This window comes from Dietzia sp. CW19, from assembly GCF_014145265.1.
Taxonomy (GTDB): domain Bacteria; phylum Actinomycetota; class Actinomycetes; order Mycobacteriales; family Mycobacteriaceae; genus Dietzia; species Dietzia natronolimnaea.
In genome coordinates this window covers 1-2,536 of the sequence record NZ_JAALEE010000169.1, presented here as the reverse complement: position 1 = coordinate 2,536, position 2,536 = coordinate 1, and the positions used below count along the sequence as shown (strand labels likewise).

The 2,536-nt window shown below is 72.0% G+C and carries 2 protein-coding genes and 1 pseudogene; 1 reads left to right on the top strand and 2 read right to left on the bottom strand.

Annotated features, from left to right (window positions below; genetic code table 11):
• Nucleotides 1–46: 46 nt before the first annotated feature.
• Both G6021_RS05960 and G6021_RS05955 read right to left on the bottom strand, forming a co-directional pair.
• On the bottom strand, nt 47–658 hold the full coding sequence (locus tag G6021_RS05960; protein ID WP_304813649.1) for a putative glycolipid-binding domain-containing protein: 612 nt from the start codon (nt 656–658) through the stop codon (nt 47–49).
• Between the two features lie 64 nt (nt 659–722).
• Complete coding sequence (locus G6021_RS05955) at nt 723–2,027, bottom strand: cytochrome P450 (RefSeq protein WP_346034731.1); 1,305 nt, start codon at nt 2,025–2,027, stop codon at nt 723–725.
• Nucleotides 2,028–2,171: 144 nt separating this feature from the next.
• On the opposite strand from G6021_RS05955, the pseudogene G6021_RS05950 reads away from it, so the two are divergent.
• Nucleotides 2,172–2,536: pseudogene (locus G6021_RS05950) on the top strand (hypothetical protein); the annotation flags it as partial.

The window sequence follows — 2,536 nt, the reverse complement described above, 5'->3', positions numbered from 1 at the left end:
GGCTGGCTCGCGGACCTCCGCGCCGCCGGGGCCGCCGGGCGGGAGGTCAGACCCGCCGACTGAGCCCGGTGACGTCGAGGATGAACCCGTCGGGGTCGACGGTCGCGCTCGTGGCGGCGGTGGCGGTGATCCCGTGGACCTTCTCGTCGTCACTGGAGAAGGTGACGGAGTCCTCGGTGACGTCGAGCGTCAGGGAGTCCACCGAGAGCACCCGCCGCTCGATCGAACCGGGCTGCGAGTGCAGTCCGAGCCGTCGGCTGATCACGCTGGCGAAGAACACGCTGAACGTCACGTCCACGTCGACCACCCCGTCGCCGCCCACGCGGGAGCGGGTGTCGGAGGGGTCGTCCAGGAGCCAGGAGCCCTCGGCATCGCGGACCAGGTCGATGGTGCGCTCGTACTCCTCGGTGGACACGGTCAGCTGCACCCGGTGAGGGGCCAGGTCCGATCCGATCTCGACCTGGTACTCCAGCGTGAACGCCTGGTGGTCGGGATGCGCGGCGGAGACGATCCGGCCCCGGGCGCGGGAGGACTCGCCCTTCCGGACGAGTCTCACCTGCTCGATCACCCTGCCGGTCTCGGAGATCCACGTGTACATGCGGGGAGCCGAGGCGCGAGGCGCTTCGACCTGCGGCGAGGGCGACTGGGAAGCGTTCACCCCTCCTACGGTATGAAAATCTCCACCGAAACGCACATCACCGGCCCGTCGCGGCGACCCTGCGTCACCTCGGTCGCAGCTCCACCCGTGCGCGTCGCCAGGGATACAGCGTCACGTTCCGCGCCCTGGGCCACTCGTGGCCACTGCCCACGCGGTCGAGCCGGTAGCGCTCCAACACCTGCCGGAGGATCACCTCGCCCTCCATCATCGCGAAGGACGCACCGATGCACCGGCGGGCGCCGCCGCCGAAGGGCAGCCAGGTGGTGGGGGTCGGGACGTCGCCGAGGAATCGGCCGGGGTCGAACTCCTTGGGCGCGGGGTAGGCGGCCGGCGCGCGGTGGGCCAGGATGATCGACGGCGAGATGGTCATCCCCCGCGGGTAGGTGCGGCCGCCGACGGTGGCGGGCTCCTGCAGCTCCCGCATCACCATCGGGACCACGGGGTGCAGTCGCAGGGACTCCTTGAGCACGGCGTCGAGGTATTCCGTGCCGCCGGCGGCGATCTCGGACACGCAGCGGTCCTGGATCCCGGGGTGCCGGGCCAGCTCGAGCACCGACCACGCCATGGCGGTGGCGGTGGTCTCGTGTCCGGCGGCCACCAGGGTCATCAGCTGGTCGCGCAGTTCCTGATCGGACAACCCCTGGGCGTCCTGGGCGGACGCCCGCACCAGCAGCGCCAGCAGATCTCGCCGCCCGGACAGCGCCGGGTCCCGGCGGGTCGCCTCGATCTCCTCACCGAGGAAGGCGTGGATCGTCGCGAGGTCCCGGACCTGTCGGCTCCACGGCCGGAACCGGCGCAGCGGCATGATGCCCATTCCGATCATCACCACCGGCCCGGCGTCCACCGCCCGCGCCACGATCGGCCTGATCCGGTCGAGACGGGCCGAGTCCGTCACCCCGAAGACCACGCGCAGGATCACCTCGAGCGTGAGCTCGTTGAACAGGATGTGGGCACGGACCCGGCCCGATCGCGGCCAGCGATCCAACTGCTCGGTCGTGACCTGCTCGACCAGCGAGCGGTACCCCTCGATCTCGCGGCGCCCGAACGCCGGCGCGAGGAGCCGGCGGGCGCGCGCGTGCTCGTCGCCGTCCTGGAGGAGGAGAGAGTGCTCCCCCAACAGCGGACGCAGCAGTTCGTTGCCCTTGCCCGCGTGGAAGACCGACGGCGAGCCGGCGAAGACGTCCTTGACGTCCGCGGGATCGGCGACGGCGACCACCGTCCGCCCCCTGGGCATCAGGTCGAGCTTGAACGGCACCCCGTACCGTCTGGCGGCCGCCGGGAAGACGGCTGCGGGGGCCGACAGTGTGAGCAGGGCCTGCACCAGGCCGGGTAGCCGTGGGCCGGAGGGAACGCCGTCGTCTGTGGTCACACTGTCCATGGTGACACCGTAGGAGTCGACAGGTGTCGCCGCAGCCGGACCGGCGAACGAAGACCGAGGCCGGACACCGAGGGGTCGCCGGACGTTCACCGCGATCGTCACCTCGCCGTGGCGGTCACCGGCTACCGTGAGCCCATGGCCCTGCTCCCCGTGGACCTGGACTCGACGCCCGACGACATCGCCTCCCTCCTCGCCGTGGACGCCGCCGTGCGCGCCGCGGTGGGCCTGGAACACTCCCCGCCCACACCTTCGGCCCTGCACTGGGTCGGCGCGGAAGGGATGTGGATGGCCCTCGTCCGGCCCGGCGAGGGGCGCGCTCTCCTGGCCGGCTGGCACCACGAGTTCTCCCTCACGGAGGGCAGCGGGCGTGCCGGAGAGGCCGGGACGGACCTCGTCGGCGACGCCCCGGGGTGGTGGCGACGCGGGGTCGAGCACGCCCGGTCCAAGGGCCTCTACCTGGGCTTCCTGTACGGCTGGGACGGGGCCGCGTGGTGGCGGCT